This is a genomic window from Saccharothrix luteola, from assembly GCF_020859565.1.
GTDB classification, from domain to species: Bacteria; Actinomycetota; Actinomycetes; order Mycobacteriales; family Pseudonocardiaceae; genus Actinosynnema; species Actinosynnema luteola.
In genome coordinates this window covers 73,099-90,780 of sequence record NZ_JAJHUO010000041.1, presented here as the reverse complement: position 1 = coordinate 90,780, position 17,682 = coordinate 73,099, and the positions used below count along the sequence as shown (strand labels likewise).

Annotated in this window: 20 protein-coding genes; 17 read left to right on the top strand and 3 right to left on the bottom strand. The window is 73.7% G+C overall.

The window, feature by feature from the left end; translation table 11 throughout:
- The first annotated feature begins 187 nt into the window (after window positions 1-187).
- From LNK82_RS41300 to LNK82_RS41285, 4 genes are read left to right on the top strand one after another with little or no spacing between them, the layout of a single operon-like run.
- The gene (locus tag LNK82_RS41300; RefSeq protein WP_230572326.1) at window positions 188-580 is read left to right on the top strand and encodes a GntR family transcriptional regulator; all 393 of its coding nucleotides are present in this window, start codon (window positions 188-190) and stop codon (window positions 578-580) included.
- Window positions 577-1,458, top strand: coding sequence for an ABC transporter ATP-binding protein (locus LNK82_RS41295; protein WP_230572325.1), 882 nt, complete (start codon window positions 577-579; stop codon window positions 1,456-1,458). The genes LNK82_RS41300 and LNK82_RS41295 overlap by 4 nt, the downstream gene beginning before the upstream one ends.
- Window positions 1,455-2,447, top strand: a complete 993-nt coding sequence (locus LNK82_RS41290; protein ID WP_230572324.1) for an ABC-2 membrane transporter-related protein — start codon at window positions 1,455-1,457, stop codon at window positions 2,445-2,447. Before LNK82_RS41295 ends, LNK82_RS41290 begins: the two co-directional genes overlap by 4 nt.
- Window positions 2,448-2,470: 23 nt before the next feature.
- Window positions 2,471-3,610: an alpha/beta hydrolase family protein gene (locus LNK82_RS41285; protein WP_230572323.1), complete on the top strand. Its 1,140-nt coding sequence runs from the start codon at window positions 2,471-2,473 to the stop codon at window positions 3,608-3,610.
- Here the strand turns inward: LNK82_RS41285 and LNK82_RS41280 are convergent.
- The gene (locus tag LNK82_RS41280) at window positions 3,574-4,251 is read right to left on the bottom strand and encodes a GntR family transcriptional regulator (protein ID WP_230572322.1); all 678 of its coding nucleotides are present in this window, start codon (window positions 4,249-4,251) and stop codon (window positions 3,574-3,576) included. The two genes, LNK82_RS41285 and LNK82_RS41280, sit on opposite strands and share 37 nt — an antisense overlap.
- Before the next feature lie 46 nt (window positions 4,252-4,297).
- On the opposite strand from LNK82_RS41280, the gene LNK82_RS41275 reads away from it, so the two are divergent.
- From LNK82_RS41275 to LNK82_RS41265, 3 genes are read left to right on the top strand one after another with little or no spacing between them, the layout of a single operon-like run.
- Window positions 4,298-4,714, top strand: coding sequence for a VOC family protein (locus LNK82_RS41275; protein ID WP_230572321.1), 417 nt, complete (start codon window positions 4,298-4,300; stop codon window positions 4,712-4,714).
- Window positions 4,711-5,388 (top strand): SDR family NAD(P)-dependent oxidoreductase, encoded by a 678-nt coding sequence (locus tag LNK82_RS41270; RefSeq protein WP_230572320.1) that lies wholly within the window; start codon window positions 4,711-4,713, stop codon window positions 5,386-5,388. Before LNK82_RS41275 ends, LNK82_RS41270 begins: the two co-directional genes overlap by 4 nt.
- Before the next feature lie 8 nt (window positions 5,389-5,396).
- Window positions 5,397-6,353, top strand: coding sequence for an LLM class flavin-dependent oxidoreductase (locus LNK82_RS41265; protein WP_230572319.1), 957 nt, complete (start codon window positions 5,397-5,399; stop codon window positions 6,351-6,353).
- Between the two features lie 64 nt (window positions 6,354-6,417).
- Here LNK82_RS41265 and LNK82_RS41260 read toward each other — a convergent pair whose 3' ends face one another.
- On the bottom strand, window positions 6,418-7,233 hold the full coding sequence (locus LNK82_RS41260) for a helix-turn-helix domain-containing protein (protein WP_230572318.1): 816 nt from the start codon (window positions 7,231-7,233) through the stop codon (window positions 6,418-6,420).
- A gap of 75 nt (window positions 7,234-7,308) precedes the next feature.
- Between LNK82_RS41260 and LNK82_RS41255 the strand changes: the two genes are divergently transcribed.
- Complete coding sequence (locus LNK82_RS41255; RefSeq protein WP_230572317.1) at window positions 7,309-8,286, top strand: aldo/keto reductase; 978 nt, start codon at window positions 7,309-7,311, stop codon at window positions 8,284-8,286.
- A gap of 17 nt (window positions 8,287-8,303) precedes the next feature.
- Here LNK82_RS41255 and LNK82_RS41250 read toward each other — a convergent pair whose 3' ends face one another.
- Window positions 8,304-8,885, bottom strand: coding sequence for a TetR/AcrR family transcriptional regulator (locus LNK82_RS41250; RefSeq protein ID WP_230572316.1), 582 nt, complete (start codon window positions 8,883-8,885; stop codon window positions 8,304-8,306).
- 50 nt (window positions 8,886-8,935) lie between these two features.
- On the opposite strand from LNK82_RS41250, the gene LNK82_RS41245 reads away from it, so the two are divergent.
- From LNK82_RS41245 to LNK82_RS41205, 9 genes are all read left to right on the top strand, one after another.
- A complete protein-coding gene (locus LNK82_RS41245; RefSeq protein WP_230572315.1) occupies window positions 8,936-9,748 on the top strand; it encodes a class I SAM-dependent methyltransferase in 813 nt (270 codons plus the stop codon).
- 95 nt (window positions 9,749-9,843) lie between these two features.
- On the top strand, window positions 9,844-11,139 hold the full coding sequence (locus tag LNK82_RS41240; RefSeq protein ID WP_230572314.1) for a sensor histidine kinase: 1,296 nt from the start codon (window positions 9,844-9,846) through the stop codon (window positions 11,137-11,139).
- A complete protein-coding gene (locus tag LNK82_RS41235) occupies window positions 11,136-11,822 on the top strand; it encodes a response regulator (RefSeq protein WP_230572313.1) in 687 nt (228 codons plus the stop codon). The genes LNK82_RS41240 and LNK82_RS41235 overlap by 4 nt, the downstream gene beginning before the upstream one ends.
- A gap of 60 nt (window positions 11,823-11,882) precedes the next feature.
- Window positions 11,883-12,767 carry an ABC transporter ATP-binding protein gene (locus tag LNK82_RS41230; protein ID WP_230572312.1) on the top strand — a complete coding sequence of 295 codons (885 nt, stop codon included), beginning with the start codon at window positions 11,883-11,885 and terminating at the stop codon, window positions 12,765-12,767.
- On the top strand, window positions 12,767-13,882 hold the full coding sequence (locus tag LNK82_RS41225; RefSeq protein WP_230572311.1) for an ABC transporter permease: 1,116 nt from the start codon (window positions 12,767-12,769) through the stop codon (window positions 13,880-13,882). The genes LNK82_RS41230 and LNK82_RS41225 overlap by 1 nt, the downstream gene beginning before the upstream one ends.
- Before the next feature lie 245 nt (window positions 13,883-14,127).
- Window positions 14,128-14,718 carry an RNA polymerase sigma factor gene (locus LNK82_RS41220; RefSeq protein ID WP_372470783.1) on the top strand — a complete coding sequence of 197 codons (591 nt, stop codon included), beginning with the start codon at window positions 14,128-14,130 and terminating at the stop codon, window positions 14,716-14,718.
- Window positions 14,711-15,793: a CU044_5270 family protein gene (locus LNK82_RS41215; protein WP_230572309.1), complete on the top strand. Its 1,083-nt coding sequence runs from the start codon at window positions 14,711-14,713 to the stop codon at window positions 15,791-15,793. The genes LNK82_RS41220 and LNK82_RS41215 overlap by 8 nt, the downstream gene beginning before the upstream one ends.
- Before the next feature lie 125 nt (window positions 15,794-15,918).
- Window positions 15,919-16,425, top strand: a complete 507-nt coding sequence (locus tag LNK82_RS41210) for a SigE family RNA polymerase sigma factor (RefSeq protein ID WP_230572308.1) — start codon at window positions 15,919-15,921, stop codon at window positions 16,423-16,425.
- On the top strand, window positions 16,422-17,669 hold the full coding sequence (locus LNK82_RS41205; protein ID WP_230572307.1) for a hypothetical protein: 1,248 nt from the start codon (window positions 16,422-16,424) through the stop codon (window positions 17,667-17,669). The genes LNK82_RS41210 and LNK82_RS41205 overlap by 4 nt, the downstream gene beginning before the upstream one ends.
- Window positions 17,670-17,682 lie beyond the last annotated feature (13 nt).

The following is a 17,682-nucleotide window of genomic DNA, read 5'->3' as shown; positions in this document are numbered from 1 at the left end:
CCCCCGGGGGCGGGGGGGGGGGGCGGGGCCCCCCCCCCCCCCCCCGCGGGGGGGGGGGGCCCCCCCCCCCCCCCCCGCCGACGTGTGTCCACCCTGACCTGCGGACCGGCGCCTCGCGCCGTCGCCCGCTCGACGCGGCACCTCTCCATGTCTATAGTGCTAGGTAGCTAGATAAATGGAGGTAGTCGTGATCGAGTTCCACCTGGACGGCAGGTCGGGCCTGTCGCCGTACCAGCAACTGGTCCGCCAGGTGCGGCACGCGTTGCGGCTCGGCCTGCTGCGCGAAGGCGATCAGCTGCCGAAGGTGAAGGACGTGGTGGCGGACCTCGCGATCAACCCGAACACGGTGCTCAAGGCCTATCGCGAACTGGAGCACGACGGCTTGGTCGCCGCCCGTCCCGGGGTCGGCACGTTCGTGACGGGCACGCTGTCCGGCACCTCGCTCGCCGAGCTCGCACCGCTGCGCCAGGACCTGCGGCGCTGGCTCGCCAAGGCCCGCCGCGCCGGTCTGGACGAGGAGGGCATCGAGGCGTTGTTCCTCACCACGTTTCGCACCGCGGCCAAGGAGGACATAGCGTGAGCGTGCTGCGGACCCAGGGGTTGGGCAAGAAGTACAAGCGGCGCTGGGCGTTGGCCGGCTGCACGCTGGACGTGCCCGCCGGGCACGTGACCGGGCTGGTCGGCCCGAACGGCGCGGGCAAGTCCACGCTGCTCGCCCTCGCCGCGGGCATGCTCGAACCGTCGAGCGGCACGATCGAGGTGTGCGGCGGCGTGCCGGGCAGCGGTCCGGCCCAGCTGGCGAAGGTCGGTTTCGTCGCGCAGAACACCCCGGTCTACCCGACCCTGACCGTCGACGAGCACCTGCGCCTCGGCGCACGCCTCAACCCCGGTTGGGACGACGTGCTGGCCCGGGGCCGGATCGCGCGGATCGGGCTCGACCCGGCGCTGGCCGCGGGCAAGCTGTCCGGCGGCCAACGCGCCCAGCTCGCGCTCACCCTCGGCATCGCGAAGCGGCCCGAACTGCTGCTGCTGGACGAACCGGTCGCCTCGCTGGACCCGTTGGCGCGACGGGAGTTCCTGCGGGACCTCATGGAAGCCGTGGCCGAGCACGGGCTGAGCGTGGTGCTGTCCTCGCACCTGGTCGCCGACCTGGAACGGGTCTGCGACCACCTCGTCGTGCTGGTCGACTCCCGGATCCGGCTCGCCGGCGACGTCGACGAGCTGCTCGCCACGCACCGCAGGCTGACCGGGCTGCGCCGCGACCTCGACACGCTGCCCGGGGACCAGCGGGTGGTCACGGCGAGCCACACCGAGCGCCAGACCACCGTGCTGGTGCGCACCGACGCGCCGATCCTCGACCCCGCCTGGGACGTCGGCGAACCCGGCCTGGAGGACCTGATCCTGGCCTACCTGACCGCCCCCGGCGTCGAACGCCCCGCGCTGGGAGTCGTCCGATGACGTGGTTGGCGTGGCGGCAGCTGCGCTTCCCGGTGATCTCGGTGTACGCGGCGCTGGTGCCGGCGGGGATCGCGCTGGTGATCAGCCGCCCCGTGGGCCGTGCCTTCGGCGACCACGGGTTCACCTACCTCGCCGGGATGCTGGCCGTGCAGCTGCTGCCGGCCGTCCTCGGCGTGTTCTGGGGCGTGCCGATGATCACCAGGGAGCTGGAGACCGGCACGCACAACCTGGTGTGGAACCAGAGCGTCACCCGCACCCGGTGGCTCGCCGTGAAGCTCGGCCTCGGCGTGCCGGCCGCCGTGGTCGCGGCGGGCGTGCTCAGCCTGGTCGTCAGCTGGTGGGCCGATCCCATCGACACGGCGGCCGGGCTCGACGACGAGCGGGGCTTCAACTCGCGCGTCACGCCGCTGGTGTTCGCCGCACGGGGGATCGCGCCCATCGGTTACGCCGCGTTCGCGTTCGTGCTCGGCATCGCGGTCGCGATCCTGTTGCGCCGCACCGTGACCGCCATGGCGGTGACCCTCTTGGTGTACTTCGCCGTGCAGCTGGTGGTCCCGGTCGCGGTGCGCCCGCACGTGCTGCCGCCGATCGAGGAATCCGTCACGCTCACCGCGCGGAGCATCGCCGGCGTCCAGACGGAGGAGGGCGCGAACGGTGACGTGCCCCGGTCGTTGCGGGTGGTCGAACCCGCGGGCGCGTGGGTGCTGGCGAACGAGACGGTGGACGCGAACGGCGTCGTGGCGCGCCCGCTGCCCGCCGCGGTGGGCGACTGCCTGCCGCCCGCGTCGACGGAACCGCCCACCCTGCTCGACCTCGACCGGATCCGCGCGTGCTTCGCGCGGCTGGACGACCTCGGCTACCGGCAGCACCTGGCCTACCAGCCGCTGAGCCGGTTCTGGCCCCTGCAGTGGGTCGAACTGGCGTGCTACCTCACGTTGTCGGCGCTCGTGACGTGGTTCTGCTTCCGCCGGCTGCGCCACCTGTCCTGACCCTCTCGCCGGAAGGAATACCCATGCGTGGCCTCGCGTTCCTGATCGCCCTGACCCTCGTCCTGTCCACTACACCCGCGTCGGCGTCGGAGCCGGAACCCGCCGAGGCGACGCCGTACTTGCCCGCGCCGACCGGCCGGCACCCGGTGGGCACGACATCGCTGCACCTGACCGACACCGCACGCCTCGACCCCTGGGTGCCCACGACGAACCGGGAGCTGATGGTCTCCCTCTTCTACCCGACGGCGTCGGCGCGCGGGCCGAAGAAGCAGTACATGACGCCGGCCGAGTCCCAGGCGGCGCTCGAAGAAGGCGGCATCACCACCGTGCCGCCCGACGCGTTGAGCCACGTGCGCACCAACGCCGTGGTGGACGCCCGACCGGTCGGGCGGCGGCACGGCCTGCCGCTGGTCGTGCTGTCACCGGGCTACAAGCGGTCCCGCGCCACGCTCACCACGCTGGCGGAGGACCTGGCGAGCCACGGCTACGTCGTCGCGGTGGTCGACCACACCTACGAGAACGTCGCCACCACGTTCCCCGACGGGCGGGTCGCGCCCTGCGCCTCCTGCGAGCTCTTCCACGACCACGAGTTCTGGTTGAAGCTGGGCGAGGGCCGCGCGGCGGACGTGTCGTTCGTGCTGGACCAGCTGACCGGGCCGCTGCGCCACCACCGGGGCGCGAACCTGGTCGACGCCTCGCGGATCGCCATGGGCGGCCACTCCGTGGGCGGGGCGAGCAGCCTCGTCGCCGCACGCGCCGACGCCCGCATCCGCGCCGCGATCGACGTGGACGGCGTGATCAGCACGCCGGTCCCGGCGCCGGGGATGGCGCAGCCGGTCATGCTCTTGGGGCGGGAGGACAACTACGCGCCCGGCCGGGACGGCGTCAAGAGCTGGCAGGACACCTGGCCGATGCTGACCGGGTGGAAGCGCTGGCTGGTGGTCGCGGGCATGTCGCACCCGTCGTTCACCGACATCGGCGTGGTGCTGCCGCAGTTGGGCATCGGTCCCGGCGGCGGCGTCCCGGGCGAGCGCGGCGCGGCCATCACCCGCGCCTACGTGCGGGCGTTCTTCGACCTGCACCTGCGCGGTGAGCCGCAGCCGTTGCTGGACCGGCCCTCGGCGCGCTACCCGGAGGTCTCGGTCGTCGAGCCGTCGAGCTGACCGACGAGCACCCGCTTCGCCGAGTGGACGTGCTCCTCGGCGAAGCGGGTGACCTCGGCGGCGTCGCCCGCGTCGAGCAGGCGCACGATCTCCCGGTGCTCGTCGACGACCACGGCGCGGTAGTCGTGGTGGCCGAGGCGGATCCGGGTGAGCTGGAACAGGTGCACCTGCGACCGCACGGCGCGCCAAGCTTCGAGCAGGCGCCGGTTGTCGGCGGACCGGTAGATCGTGTCGTGGAACTCCATGTCCAGCGCGAGCAGCTCGTCGCTCGGCGCGCCCGCGGCCAGCCGTCGGGCCATGGCGTCGACCAGGTCGGTGAGGGCGGCCAGGTCGACCTGGCCGATCGCGCGGCGGCCGGCCAGCCCTTCCAGCGCGGCGCGGACCGAGTAGACCTCTTCGGCGTCCTGCGCGGTGAGATCGATGACCCTGGTGCCGCGGTGCCAGGCGCTGCGCACGAGCCCTTCGCGTTCCAGCACGGCGAGGCCCTCGCGCACCGAGCCCCGGCTGACGTCCAGCGACGCGGCCAGTTCCACCTCGCGCACCGGCGAGCCGGGCGGGAAGACGCCCGCGAAGATCGCCTCGCGGATCCGGTCGGCGGCCTCGTCCGCCAGGCCACGCCGGTCGGCCTTGCGCAGCTGCATAATGTCGAATGTTGACATTAGCCGGGCCGTTGGTCAAGGTGGAGGCATGAGACCTGGGTTCCACCTCGCTGTTCCCGTCGACGACCTGGCCAGGGCCCGTGAGTTCTACGGCGGCGTGCTCCAGCTCGAAGAGGGGCGCTCGGCCGAGAAGTGGGTGGACTGGAACTTCTACGGCCACCAGTTCGTGACGCACGTCGTGCCCGGCCCGCGCGGCGACTCCGGCCGCAACCCGGTCGACGGCCACGACGTGCCCGTGCCGCACTTCGGCCTGATCCTGCCGATCGACGAGTTCCACGTGCTGGCCGACCGGCTGCGCGCGGCGGGCACCGAGTTCGTGGTCGAGCCGTACCTGCGGTTCGCGGGCGAGCCGGGCGAGCAGTGGACGATGTTCTTCCGCGACCCGGCCGGCAACGCGCTGGAGTTCAAGGCGTTCTCCGACGAGTCGCAGGTGTTCGCCAAGTGAGCCGCGGCATCCTCGTCACCGGTGGCAGTCGCGGTATCGGCGCGGCGATCGCGCAGGCCTTCCGGGACCTCGGTGACGAGGTCGTCGCGCTGTCCTCTTCGGACGTCGACCTGGCCGACCCGGAGGCGATCGAGCGGGTGGTCGACGCCGCGGCGGACGCGCTCGGCGGCATCGACGTCCTGGTCAACAACGCGGGCCTGGTGGAGCTCGGCTCGCTGGACCTCCCGTACGCGCAGTGGCAGGCGTTGTGGCGGCGCACGTTCGCGGTGAACGTGTTCGGCGCGGCAGACATGTCGTACTGCGTCGCCCGGCACATGATCGCGCGCGGCACCCGCGGGCGGATCGTCAACGTCGGTTCTCGCGGCGCGTTCCGGGGTGAGCCCGACATGCCCGCGTACGGCGCGAGCAAGGCGGCGTTGCACTCGATGGGGCAGTCCCTGGCGGTCGCCCTCGCGCCGCACGGCATCGCGGTGGCGTCGGTGGCACCGGGGTTCGTCGGCACCGACCGGGTGGTCGACATGGTGACCGACGAGGTGCTGGCGCAGAGCCCGTTCGGCCGGGTGGCGAAGCCGGAGGAGGTGGCCGCCGCGGTGGTCTACCTCGCCTCGCCGGCGGCGGAGTGGGCCTCCGGCGCGGTGCTCGACCTCAACGGCGCTTCGTACTTGCGGACCTAGGAGTTGTGGTGAGTCGTTCCGGATCGGTCGGGCTGATCCTGCCCCGTGACCTCGCGCCGTCGCAGGTGCTGCCGTTCGCGCGGCGTGCCGACGAGCTCGGGTTCGACGAGCTGTGGGTGGTGGAGGACCTGGGTTTCCGCGGTGGGATCGGCCAGGCCGCGGCGGTGTTGGCGGTGACGGAGCGGATCCGGGTCGGCATCGGGTTGCTGCCGGTCGGCGCGCGCAACGCCGCGTTCGCCGCGATGGAGGCGGCGACGCTGGCCCAGCTGTTCCCCGGTCGGGTCGACATCGGCATCGGGCACGGCATGCCGGGGTGGATGCGGTCGGTCGGCGAGTGGCCGGCCAGCCCGTTGACGTTGATCGAGGAGTACTTGGGCGCGGTGATGGCCCTGGTGCGCGGCGAGGCGGTCGAGCTGGGTGGGTACGTCCGGCTGGACGGTGTCCGCCTGGAGCCCGCGTGCGTGCCGGACACCCCGCCGCGCGTGCTGGCCGGGGTGCGCGGTCCGCGTTCGCTGGCGGTGTCGGGGCGGGTGGCGGACGGGACGATCCTGGCCGAGCCGACGACGCCGGAGTACGCGCGGGCGGCGCTGGCGCACGTCGACGCGGGACGGCCCCACCGGCTCGTCGGCTACAACGTGGCCGCGGTGCACGCCGACGCGTCGGTGGCGATCGACGCGGTCCGGGCCGGGCTGGAGTGGATCGGCGAGCCGGACTGGGCGCCCCACCTGGCCCCGCTGCCGTTCGCGGCGGAGTTCGCGGCGCTGCGGGGTGAGTGCGGGAGCCGGGAGGAGTTCGTGCGGCGGCTGCCGGAGGAGTGGGTGCGGCAACTCGCGGTGACCGGCACGCCGGCGGACGCACGGACCCGCTTGGACGAGCTGTTCGCGGCCGGTGTGGACAGCGCCGTGCTCTTCCCGATCGGGTCGGATCCGTTGGCGGCGGTGGAGGAGCTGGCCGCGGTGCTCTAGTCGGCGGCGTGGGCGCGCACGAGGTGACGGCCGGCGGCGGTGCTCTGACCGACCGCGTCGGCGCTCACGAGGTGGCGGCGAGGGCGTGGGCGTCGAGCGCCCGCGCCGTCGCGGTGTCGGCGGGCAGGTAGGCGACCAGGCGGTGGTCCTCGTCGCCCGGCACGCTCAGGGTTTCGTAGGCCAGCCGCAGCACGCCCGCCTCCGGGTGGCGCCACCGCTCGACGCCCGTGCCGCCGGGCACCGTCCCGGCGGTGAAGCGGCGGCCGAAGTCCGCGCCCACCGTGATCGACAGCTCCTCCGCCAGCACGGCCGCCGAGCCGTCGCCCAGGTCCGCCGCCGTGCGCAGGCCCGCCGCGCGGTCGTCCGCCACGCGGTCCCAGTCCGGGAACGTCGTGCGCGCCCTGGCATCACCGAACACGAACCGCGCGAGGTTGGGCCGGTCGACGTCGAGCAGGCCGGAGGGCGCGGCCAGCCGGCGGAACCCGGCGGTCCAGGCGAGCAGGTCGCCCTGCCCGTCCGCGACGAACGCGGGCGTCGGCTCCAGCCGGTCGAGCAGCGCGAGCACGGTCGGCCGCACCGGACGCGGCTCCGGGGCCGCCGGGCACACCGCGCCGCCCGCCTTCACCAGCCGGTGCAGGTGCACGCGCTCGTGCGACGACAGGCGCAACGCGTCCGCCAACGCCCCGATGACCTGCGCCGACGGATGGCGGTCACGCCCGCGTTCCAGCCGGGTCAGGTACTCGACGCTCACCCCGGCCAACGACGCCAGCTCGGCCCGGCGCAGACCGGGCGTGCGGCGGCGCGGTCCGGTCGGCAGGCCGACCTCGGTCGGCGTGATCGCCTCCCGGCGGGCACGCAGGAACCCGCCCAACGCGTTCATGGTCGCCGAGTCTAGGCCGACGGTGGCCCTGCGGGGGCCTCCCTCCGGCCGGCCCGCCACCCCAGGCTGAGCGGCATGACCATGAAGTACCGCCTCTTCGGCCAGACCGGTTTGCGCGTGTCGGAACTCCTGCTGGGCACGATGACCCTGAGCGACCCCGGCGAGTCGCGCCGCATCGTGGACGCCTACGCCGACGCGGGCGGCAACGTGCTCGACACCGCGTCGGCCTACGGTGACGGCGAGGAGCTGCTCGGCTCGATCGTGGACCGGCGGGACCGGTTCGTCATCGGCACGAAGTACACGTTGTCGCGCGACGCCGCCGACCCCAACGCCTCGGGCAACCACCGCAAGAACCTGACGGCCTCGCTGGAGCGGAGCCTGCGCCGGCTGCGCACCGACTACGTCGACGTCTACTGGGTGCACATCTGGGACCGGCACACCCCGGTCGAGGAGACGATGCGCGCCCTGGACGACGCGGTGCGCGCGGGCAAGATCCTCTACACCGGCATCTCCGACGCGCCTGCCTGGGTCGTCTCCCGCGCCAACACGCTCGCGCAGTGGCGCGACTGGACGCCGTTCGCCGGGCTCCAGGTGCCCTACAACCTGCTCGACCGCGACGTCGAGCGCGAGCTGCTGCCGATGGCCGAGGCGCTCGGCCTGAGCGTCACCGCCTGGGCCCCGCTCGCGGCGGGCAAGCTGTCCGGGTCGTCGAACCCGAGGCGCACGGACCCGACCGCCCTGACCGAGCGCGAACGTGCGGCGGCCCGTGCCGTCCGGGAGGTCGCCGACGAGCTGGGCGCACGCCCGGCGCAGGTGGCGTTGGCGTGGACGCGCGCCAAGCACCGCTCGGTGCTGCCGCTGGTCGGCGTGAGCAGCGTCGAGCAGCTCACCGAGAACCTCGGCGCGCTCGACCTGACCCTGCCCGACGACGCGGTCCGGCGACTGGAGGCGGCGGTGGAGTTCCGGCTCGGGTTCCCCGGCGACTTCATCGCCGAGTGCGAGCCGTCCGCGTTCGTCTTCGGCGACACGGCCACCAGGGTCGAGCCACGCTGAAGAACGCCCAGGAGCGCTCAGAGAACGCCGGCGACGACCGCGCTCACGGCCTTGCGCACGACGTCGCGCTCCGGCCGTGCGCCGCGGTCGGCGAACAGCAGGTGCGCCGTGCCGATGAGGGTGGGTGCGAGGGCGTCGACCTCGGCGGTCGGCGCGACGCGGCCGAGGTCGCGTTCGGCGGCGAGGTAGGCCGCGATCATGGTCACCGCCTCCGTCAACACCGGCACGCCCGCCGGCCACGCCCGCCGCAGCCGGGCGCGCAGCTCGTCCCGGAAGGTCACCAGGGCGACGATCGCCACCGCGACCGACCCGAACAGGGAGGTCAACGCGTCGGTGAGGTTGTCGACGACCGTGCCGGAGCCCGCGGCCCCGCGCAGCGCGGCGGCCTGGGCGTCCATCCGGTCGACGCGGTCGAGCACGAACTCGGCCAGGAAGGCGTCGAAGTCCTCGAAGTGCCGGTGCAGGACGCCCTTGGCGCAGCCCGCCTCGGTGGTGACGGCCCGGCTGGTCAACGCGCTGGGGCCGTCCCGCAGCAGGATGCGGTCGGCGGCGTCGAACAGCTGCTCGCGCACGTCGCGGATGGCCACACCGGTCGGCACGGTGCTCCTCTCGGTTGACGAGTGGGCGATCGCCCACTCATAGTGGGCACATGCCCACGATACCTCCGGAACCGCACCGCGCCCGTGACATGGCCGAGTCGTTCGGCACGGATCCCGAGCGCTACGACCGCTCCCGACCTTCCTACCCCGAGGCCATGGTGGAGGCGATCGTCGCCGCCGGTCCCGGACCTCGGGTCGTCGACGTCGGCACGGGCACCGGCATCGCGGCCCGCCAGTTCCAGGCGGCCGGGTGCCAGGTGCTCGGCGTCGAGGTCGACCCCCGGATGGCCGCCTTCGCCCGGCGGCGCGGCCTCGACGTGGAAGTGGCCGGGTTCGAGGACTGGGAGCCCGCCGGCCGGGTGTTCGACGCCGTCGTCTCCGGGCAGACCTGGCACTGGGTCGACCCGGTCGCGGGCGCGGCGAAGGCGGCACGCGTGCTGCGGCCCGGCGGCCGGCTGGCCGTGTTCTGGAACGTCGCCGAACCGCCGTCCGACCTGGCCGAAGCCTTCGCCGACGTCCACCGCCGCGTGCTGCCGGTCTCCCCGCCCGCCCTCGGGTCCGCCGCGGTCGGGTACTCGCCGTTCACCGCGAAGGCGATCGACGGCATCCGGCAGGCGGGCGTGTTCGGCGAGCCCGAGGAGTGGCGGTTCGACTGGGCGCGGACCTACACCCGGGACGAGTGGCTGGACCAGCTGCCGACCTCCGGCGTGGCCGCCCGGCTCCCTGCCGCCGAGCTGGACGAGGTGCTGGCCGGCACGGGCGCCGCCGTCGACGCGGTGGGCGGCCACTTCGTCATGCGCTACACCGCCGTCGTCGTCACGGCCCGGCGGGATCAGCAACCCCACGGCGTGGTGCGCAGGTAGCCGGGTGGCTCCGATCCCGGCGGGCGCGGCGGACGCCCGTGAACCGCAGCGGTCCGGCGTGCTGGGCGAACGCAGCTCGGGTTACGTTCTCGGGCATGGCGGACGAATGGTCGCGCGAGGGCGGTCACGAGCCCGTGTGGGCGCGGTGGCGGCGTCCCGGGCCCTCCAAGGCCGAGTGGCGCGACGACGTCTGGCTGGCGCTGGCGGCGCTGGCCGGGGCGGTGGCGGTGACCGTGCTGATCAACAGCATGGGGGCGAGCCCGTGGGACCACGGACCGCCGCTGGTCGAGCAGATCGCCTGGGGCGCGGCGATGACCCTGCCGCTGGTGGCGCGACGGCGCTACCCGCTGACGGTGATGTTCGTCGTGGCCGCGCTGCTCATCGCCGTGCAGACCCGGCAGGTGGGCGACAACCTCGTGCCCTCGGTCGCGTTGTTCCTGGCGATCTTCAGCGCGGGCGCGTGGGGCAAGGACCGGGCGCGGGCTCGGTGGGCGCGGATCGCGGTGATCGTGGGCATGTTCGGCTGGCTCGGGTTCGGGCTGGTGCGGTTCCTGGTGCAGCCCATGCCGGAGTTCGAGGGCGCGGCCGGTCCGCTCGACCCGGTGCTCGCGACGGTGCTCTACGGCATCGGGTTCAACGTGCTGTTCTTCCTGTCCGCGTACTTCTTCGGCGAGATGGCGTGGGTCTCGGCACGGCGGCAGGCCGAGCTGGAGCACCGCGCCGAGCAGCTGCGCCGGTCGCAGGAGCAGAACACGCGTGGCGCGCTCGTCGCCGAACGCGTCCGCATCGCCCGCGACCTGCACGACGTCGTGGCGCACCACGTGTCGGTGATGGGCGTGCAGGCGGGCGCGGCGAGGCGGGTGCTCGACCGGGACCTCGACCTGGCCCGCGAGGCGTTGCGGACCGTCGAGGACACCGCGCGCACCGCCATCGGCGAACTGCGCGGGCTGCTCGGCGTGCTGCGCGCCGACCAGGAGGACGTGCCGGACGAGGACAAGGCGGGCGAGACGTCGTCGCCGGGCCTCGACCAGCTGCCCGAGCTGGCCGAGCTGGCGCGGTCGGCCGGGCTCGACGTGGAGCACGGCGTGTACGGCGAGCCCCGGCCGGTGCCGGAGGGCGTCGCGCTGTCGGTGTACCGGATCGTGCAGGAGTCGTTGACGAACGTGGTGAAGCACGCCGACGCGCGCAAGGCCGACGTGCGGGTGCGGTTCCTGGCGAACTCGCTGGAGGTCGAGGTGGCCGACGACGGCCGGGGTCGGCCGGGCACGTCGGGCCGGCCCGGGTTCGGCCTGGTCGGCATGCGGGAACGGGTCGCGGTGCACGGCGGAGAGCTGGAAGCCGGACCCCGCCGTGACGCCGGGTACCGGGTCCGTGCGAGGTTCCCCGCATGACGACCCCCTTGCGCGTGGTGCTCGCCGACGACCAGGACCTGGTGCGGGCGGGCTTCCGGGTGATCCTCGGCACCGAGGACGACATCGAGGTGGTCGGCGAGGCCCGTGACGGTGTCGAGGCCGTGGAGGTGGTCGGCCGGCTGCGGCCGGACGTCGTGCTGATGGACGTGCAGATGCCGGGCGTCGACGGCCTGGAGGCCACCCGGCGCATCCTCGGCCCGGCCGGCGCGGGCAACCCGATCAAGGTCGTCATCCTCACCACGTTCGACCGCGAGGACTACCTGTTCGAGGCGCTGCGCGCGGGCGCGAGTGGCTTCCTGCTCAAGAACGCCTCGCCGGAGGACCTGGTCGACTCGGTCCGGATCGTCGCCCGGGGCGACGCCCTGCTCTCGCCCGAGGTCACGCGGCGCGTCATCGCCCGGTTCACCGGACCGCCGCCGTCCACGCCCGCGCGACGCCCGGCGGAGCTGACCGACCGGGAGTTCGAGGTGCTCGAGCACCTCGCGCGCGGCGCGAGCAACTCGGAGATCGCCGGCGCGCTGTACCTGGGCGAGACGACGGTGAAGACGCACGTGTCGCGCATCCTGGCCAAGCTGGGCCTGCGCGACCGCACGCACGCCGTCGTGTTCGCCTACGAGCACGGGATCGTGGCACCGGGCCACGGGGGTCCTCCGCGAGGATGACCCCCGGAGTCGATCTCGCGCCGGACGTGCCGGACGAGTGCGCGACCTAGCGTTGCGGTCATGTTGACAGTGACGTCGGTCAGCCGGAGTTTCGGCGACCACCAGGTCCTCGACGGGGTGTCCTTCGAGGTCCGACCCGGCCGGATGACCGGGTTCCTGGGCGCGAACGGGTCCGGCAAGACCACCACCATGCGCATCGTCCTCGGCGTCCTGGCCGCGCAGGGCGGCTCGGTCGCCTGGCACGGCTCGCCGGTGACCGGCGCGGTGCGGCAGCGGTTCGGGTACATGCCCGAGGAGCGCGGCCTCTACCCGAAGATGGCCGTCGCCGAGCAGATCGCCTGGCTCGGGCAGCTGCACGGCCTCGACAAGGACACCGCGCGGCGCAACACCGAGCGGCTGCTCGACCAGCTCGAACTGGGGCACCGGGCGAAGGACAAGCTCGAAGAGCTGTCGCTGGGCAACCAGCAGCGCGCGCAGGTCGCCGCCGCGCTCGTGCACGACCCCGTCATGCTGATCCTGGACGAGCCGTTCTCCGGGCTGGACCCGATCGCGGTCGAGACGGTGCTCGGCGTGCTGCGCGAGCGGGCCGCGAACGGCGTGCCCGTGCTGTTCTCCAGCCACCAGCTGTCGGTGGTGGAACGGCTGTGCGACGACGTGGTGATCATCTCCGGCGGCCGGATCGCGGTCAGCGGCGCGCGGGACGAGCTGCGGACCCGGTACGGCACCACGAGGTTCGAGCTGGTCGTGGCGTCCGACGCGGGGTGGGTGCGCGACGTGCCGGGCGTCCGGGTGGTCGACGTGGACGGTCCGCGCGTGGTGTTCGAACCGGACGGCGACGCCGGAGTGGACCAGGTGGTCCTGGAAGCGGCCCTGCGCCGGGGTCCCGTGCGCAGCTTCACCCCCGTCGTGCCGACGCTCGGCGAGATCTTCATGGAGGCGATCTGATGACCGGCGTGGCGGAGCGGGAGCGGAACGGCGGGTCGCACGGGTTCGCCGCGGCCACCAGGCTGGTCGCCGAGCGGGAGATGAAGACCTTCCTGCGCGCCAAGGCCTTCTGGATCGGCCTCGGCGTGATCGTGGTGGGGTTGTTCGCGATGTCGATCCTGCCGACCGTGTTCGGCGGCGGCGAGACCAAGGTGGCCACGGTCGGCGCGCGGGCCGCGGAGGTGTTGACCGACACCGGTGTCGAGGTCCGCGCCGTCGCCGACGTGGCCGAGGCCGAGGCGTTGATCCGGTCGGAGGAGGTGGAGGCGGCGGTCGTGCCGGACACCACGGGCGAGTCGGCCACGGGTGTCCGGGTGGTCGCGCTGGCCGACCCGCCGACCGACGTCGTGGCCGCGCTGCGCACCGCGCCGCCGGTCGACCTGCTCGACCCGGCCGAGGTCGGCCAGGGCCGGCGGCAGCTCGTGATCATGGTGTTCGCCCTGCTGTTCCTCATGTTCGGGATGAGCGGCACGGCGATCGCGCAGAGCACGGTCACCGAGAAGCAGACGCGGATCGTGGAGATCCTGGTGTCGACGGTGCCGGTGCGCGCGCTGCTGGCGGGCAAGATCGTGGGCCACTCGCTGCTGACGATCGGCCAGGTGCTGGTGGTCGCGGTGGCCGGGCCGGTGGCGATGCGGCTCGGCGGGCACTCGGAGCTGCTGGCGCTGGTCGCGCCGGCGTTGGGCTGGTTCGTGCCGTTCCTGCTGCTCGGCTTCGTGCTGCTGGCCGCGATGTGGGCGGTGGCCGGGTCGTTGGTCAGCAGGCAGGAGGACCTGGGTTCGAGCATGGGCCTGGTGATGCTCCTGGTGATGGGGCCGTACTTCGGCGTGATGTTCTTCTCCGACAACGTCGCCGTGCTCACCGTGCTGTCGTTCCTGCCGTTCTCGTCGGCGATCGCCATGCCGGTGCGGCTGTTCGCCGGTGACGCGGCGCTGTGGGAGCCGCTGCTGGCCATGGGGTTGCTGGCGGGGACGGTGGTGCTGACCGTGCTGCTGGCGAGCCGGGTCTACTCGGGGTCGCTGCTGCACACCGGCGGCAAGCTCGCCCTGGCCAAGGCCTGGTCCAGGGAGGCGTAGCGCCCGAGGTCCTGGTGGACGAACTGCACCTGTTCGTCGACCCGACCGCGATCGGCAGGGCTGCCGGTGTTCGGCGACACCGGCACCCGGCGGCGGTTCCGGCTGGTGAACGCCCCTGATCGCGGAGGACGGCGCAGTCCTCGTCCCGAACGGGCCGAAGGCCGTACCGTGCGCCGTGACCGACCGGCCGACCGGCCCGGCGTGAACGTGACGGCGCGCTGCGGGCAACACCTGGTGTGAGGATGATGACCGAGCACGCGGGCGGTGGGGGTTGGGCTGCCGACGACCGGCCCGACCTGGCCGGACCGCACCCGTCCCGGCTCTTCGGGCAGCTGTTCGACCGGCACTCCCGGCCGCTGCACCGGTACCTGGCCCGGCGGGTCGGCGACCTCGCCGACGACCTGGTCGGCGAGACGTTCCTGATCGCCTACCAGACCCGCACGGGCTACGACCCGGGCCGCGGCACGGCGCGGTCCTGGCTCTACGGCATCGCCACGAACCTCCTCCGCCGGCACGTGCGGCAGGAGGTGCGCGGGCTGCGCGCGGCGGCACGGGCGGCCGGGTCGGCTTCGGGCGCCGAGGACCACGGGAACCGGGTGGCCGACCGGGTCGACGCCTCGTCGCTGGCCAGGCTGCTGGCCGCCGCGCTGGTCGAGCTGGACGAGGGCGACCGGGACGTGCTGCTGCTGACCAGCTGGGCCGGCCTCGACTCGAACGAGGTCGCCGAGGCGCTCGGCATCCCCGTCGGCACGGTCCGCTCCCGCCTGCACCGCGTGCGGCAGCGGCTGCGGGCCCACGCGTCGAACACCGGACACACGAGGAGCGGCGATGAGTGACGACCACATCCGCCGCGTCTGGACCGAGGACGAGCTGGACTCCGCGCTGGACGCCTTGAACGCCGACGTCCGCGCGGATGAGCCGGTGCTCGCCGCGGCCAGGGCGGAGTTGATCTCGACCATCGAACAGGGGGAGACGGACGTGACGACCACCCGTGAGCGCGCACCGCGCCGGTCCGCGCGCCGCTGGTTGGCCGGTGCGGCGGCCGTCGGCGTGCTGGTGGCCGGGGCGCTGCTCGCGCAGACGGTGTCGTTCGGCGGCCCCGCGCCGGCGACCGCCGAGGCCGTGCAGGCGCTGGACCGCGCGGCGGCACAGGCGATCGGCGCGGTGGACGAGCCCGTCGGGCCCGGCCGGTACCGCTACGTCGCCACCCACGCCTGGTGGATGGGGTCGGCATCGCCGGAAGGCAAGGAGTTCGCCTGGCTCGCCGAGCACGTGCAGGAGACGTGGACACCGCAGGACCCGCGGGACGAGTGGCTGCTGCGCCAGGACCAGACCGGCGGCCGGCAGTGGGTGATCGGCACGGAGGAGGAGGCGAAGGCGATCGGTTTGAGGACCGGGAGCCGCTGGCCGGAGGGCGAGTGGCGCGCAGCGTGCGGCGACTTCTTCGGGGAGTCGAACTGCGAGGAGCCCGGCTCCTGGCAGCGGCCGACCGCGCAGTGGCAGGCGAGCCTGCCGACCGACCCTGCCGCGCTGTACGAGCGGTTGCGGGCCGACGCGCCGGCCAACGACCGGGGTGACGCCGCGCTGCTGACCTACGCCGCCGACGCGCTGCGCAGCGGGCTGATCGGCAAGGACCTGCGTGCCGCCCTCTACCAGGCGCTCACCAGGCTGCCCGGCCTGGAGGTGACCGAGCAGCAGGCGAATTTGAGCGGACGTGTCGGCATCGCGCTCGGCGTCGACGACGGGGACCGGCGACACGACATCATCATCGACCCGGAGACGGGCCTGTTCATCGGTGAGCGGCAGGTCGTGACCGCCTGGTTCGACGAGTTCGACAGCGGCACCGTGGTGTCGTTCACCTCGGTGACGACGGGGGTCGTGGACGCCATCGGGGTGCAGCCCGCCGGCTGATCAGGCGGTTCGCGGGGCCCGTGCGCTCGGGGCGCACGGGCCCTTCGGCGTGGTCACGCAAAGTTACGGGCAACGGGGCCCGTGCGGACGCCGTATAGGGGGTGACCGAGTGGAGGAGGTGTCACGTGCACGATCGGGACCGCGAGTTCCGGGCGTACTTCGAGGCACGGGTGGCCGTCGTGCGGCGGACCGCCTTCTTGTTGTGCGGTGATTGGCACCGGGCCGAGGACCTGGCGCAAACGGCGCTGGCCAAGGTCTACGTGCACTGGGGGCGGTTGGACCGGGACGGACGGGTCGACGCGTACGTGCGCAAGGTGTTGGTCAGGGCCGTGATCGACGAGTCGCGGTGGCGGGGACGGCGGCCGGAGACGGTGGTCGAGGCGGTGCCGGAGGTGGCCGAGGCGTCGACGGGTGTCGAGGAGGCCATGGACGTGCGGCGGGCGTTGGCCGCCCTGCCGCCCAGGCAGCGGGCCGCGGTCGTGCTGCGGTACTGGGAGGACCTGCCGGTCGCGGAGGCGGCGGCGGCGCTCGGCTGTAGCGAGGGAACGGTGAAGAGCCAGGTGTCGAAAGGGCTGGACACCCTGCGGCGGGCGTTGGCGACCAAGCGGACCGTGCTGTGGGAGGGCTCGTGAGCGACGAGGTGCGGGACATGATCAGGTCGGCGTTGGCGGACGAGCCCGCGTTGGGCCTGGCGTTCGAGCGGGTGGTCGAGGACGGGCGCAAGCGGCGGGCGCGTCGGCGGTTCGGTGCGCTGACCACCGCGGTGGTGGGTGTCGTCGCGGTGGTCGCGGTCGCGGTGAGCGGGACGTTCACGCAGACCTCCGCCCCGGTCGCCGGCGTCCTGTCGACGACGCCCACGACGAGCGTGACGTCGTCCGCCGCGTCGACTCCCGGTTGCGCGGTGGAGCCGATGACGGGGGGGTTCCCCGACCTGCCGCGCGGTGGGGCGACGCCGGCGGAACTGGCCGAGTCCGGTCGGCTCACCGAGGCGTTCGGGCAGTTCGCGCTGCCGTTGCCGGCGGGGGTCGAGGCGACACCGCTGCGGTTGTGCGCCATCGCGGACAGCTGGGGCGGCCACATCGAGCTGACCGGCGACCGGAAGGTCATCGTCTACGTCAGGCCGCTCGGCGGCCAGCCGCCCGGGGAGTGCGCGCTGTCGACACCGTCCACATCGGAGGTCCGGTGCGCGGTCGAGCAGCTGCCGGACGGGTCGACGGCGAAGGTCGACGTGCTGTCGACGGCCGAGGTGGTGTTGGCCACCGTCGAGGTGTGGCGCAATGACGGGACGTACGTGAGCGTCTCGGAGGTCGGCGGTCGGGGCTCCAGAACGAGGGTGCTCGACGACGACCGGCTGACCGCCATCGCCACCGCGCCGCAGCTCAAGGTGCAGTGGGTGGGCCGTCCGGTGCCACCGGCGCCGTCGGACCGCCGTGCGGCCGAGCTCGGCCCGGTGCTGGCGGGCGCCCTCCCGCCCGGCGTGACACCCGAGCGGACCTCCGCCGGGGAGGCGCTGGAGTTCCGCATCAGCCAGGGCGCCTACCGCGCGATCGCCAACCTGACCGACTCGGCGGGCAGCGGCTGGGTGATGGTGAACCTGGAGAAGCCCGGTGGCGGCGAGGTGGGCTGCGGCAGTCGTGCGACGTGCCGCCTGGTCGACCTCCCGGATGGCCGCAAGGCGGCGCTGGACACCCTGGTGGACGGGGGCGTGACCAGGCTGTCGCTGCGCTCGAAGGCGGCGGACGGCACGTGGGTCGACGTCCAGACCTCCAACGTCGCGGACACCGGCGGCGGGTCCGGCGCGCCGACCCGTCCGACCCCGCCGCTGGCGGAGGCGGACCTGGTCCGGATCGTGGAGCTGCCGGACCTGCACTGGTGACCGGTGGTGGGGG

What these genes read in the sequence shown, in the direction of transcription:
- LNK82_RS41290 (WP_230572324.1), top strand. Translation starts at nt 1,455, where the DNA reads ATGACGTGGTTGGCGTGGCGGCAGCTGCGCTTCCCGGTGATCTCGGTG.
- LNK82_RS41285 (WP_230572323.1), top strand. Translation starts at nt 2,471, where the DNA reads ATGCGTGGCCTCGCGTTCCTGATCGCCCTGACCCTCGTCCTGTCCACT.
- LNK82_RS41280 (WP_230572322.1), bottom strand. Translation starts at nt 4,251, where the DNA reads ATGCAGCTGCGCAAGGCCGACCGGCGTGGCCTGGCGGACGAGGCCGCC.
- LNK82_RS41275 (WP_230572321.1), top strand. Translation starts at nt 4,298, where the DNA reads ATGAGACCTGGGTTCCACCTCGCTGTTCCCGTCGACGACCTGGCCAGG.
- LNK82_RS41260 (WP_230572318.1), bottom strand. Translation starts at nt 7,233, where the DNA reads ATGAACGCGTTGGGCGGGTTCCTGCGTGCCCGCCGGGAGGCGATCACG.
- LNK82_RS41255 (WP_230572317.1), top strand. Translation starts at nt 7,309, where the DNA reads ATGACCATGAAGTACCGCCTCTTCGGCCAGACCGGTTTGCGCGTGTCG.
- LNK82_RS41245 (WP_230572315.1), top strand. Translation starts at nt 8,936, where the DNA reads ATGCCCACGATACCTCCGGAACCGCACCGCGCCCGTGACATGGCCGAG.
- LNK82_RS41240 (WP_230572314.1), top strand. Translation starts at nt 9,844, where the DNA reads ATGGCGGACGAATGGTCGCGCGAGGGCGGTCACGAGCCCGTGTGGGCG.
- LNK82_RS41235 (WP_230572313.1), top strand. Translation starts at nt 11,136, where the DNA reads ATGACGACCCCCTTGCGCGTGGTGCTCGCCGACGACCAGGACCTGGTG.
- LNK82_RS41230 (WP_230572312.1), top strand. Translation starts at nt 11,883, where the DNA reads ATGTTGACAGTGACGTCGGTCAGCCGGAGTTTCGGCGACCACCAGGTC.
- LNK82_RS41225 (WP_230572311.1), top strand. Translation starts at nt 12,767, where the DNA reads ATGACCGGCGTGGCGGAGCGGGAGCGGAACGGCGGGTCGCACGGGTTC.
- LNK82_RS41220 (WP_372470783.1), top strand. Translation starts at nt 14,128, where the DNA reads ATGACCGAGCACGCGGGCGGTGGGGGTTGGGCTGCCGACGACCGGCCC.
- LNK82_RS41215 (WP_230572309.1), top strand. Translation starts at nt 14,711, where the DNA reads ATGAGTGACGACCACATCCGCCGCGTCTGGACCGAGGACGAGCTGGAC.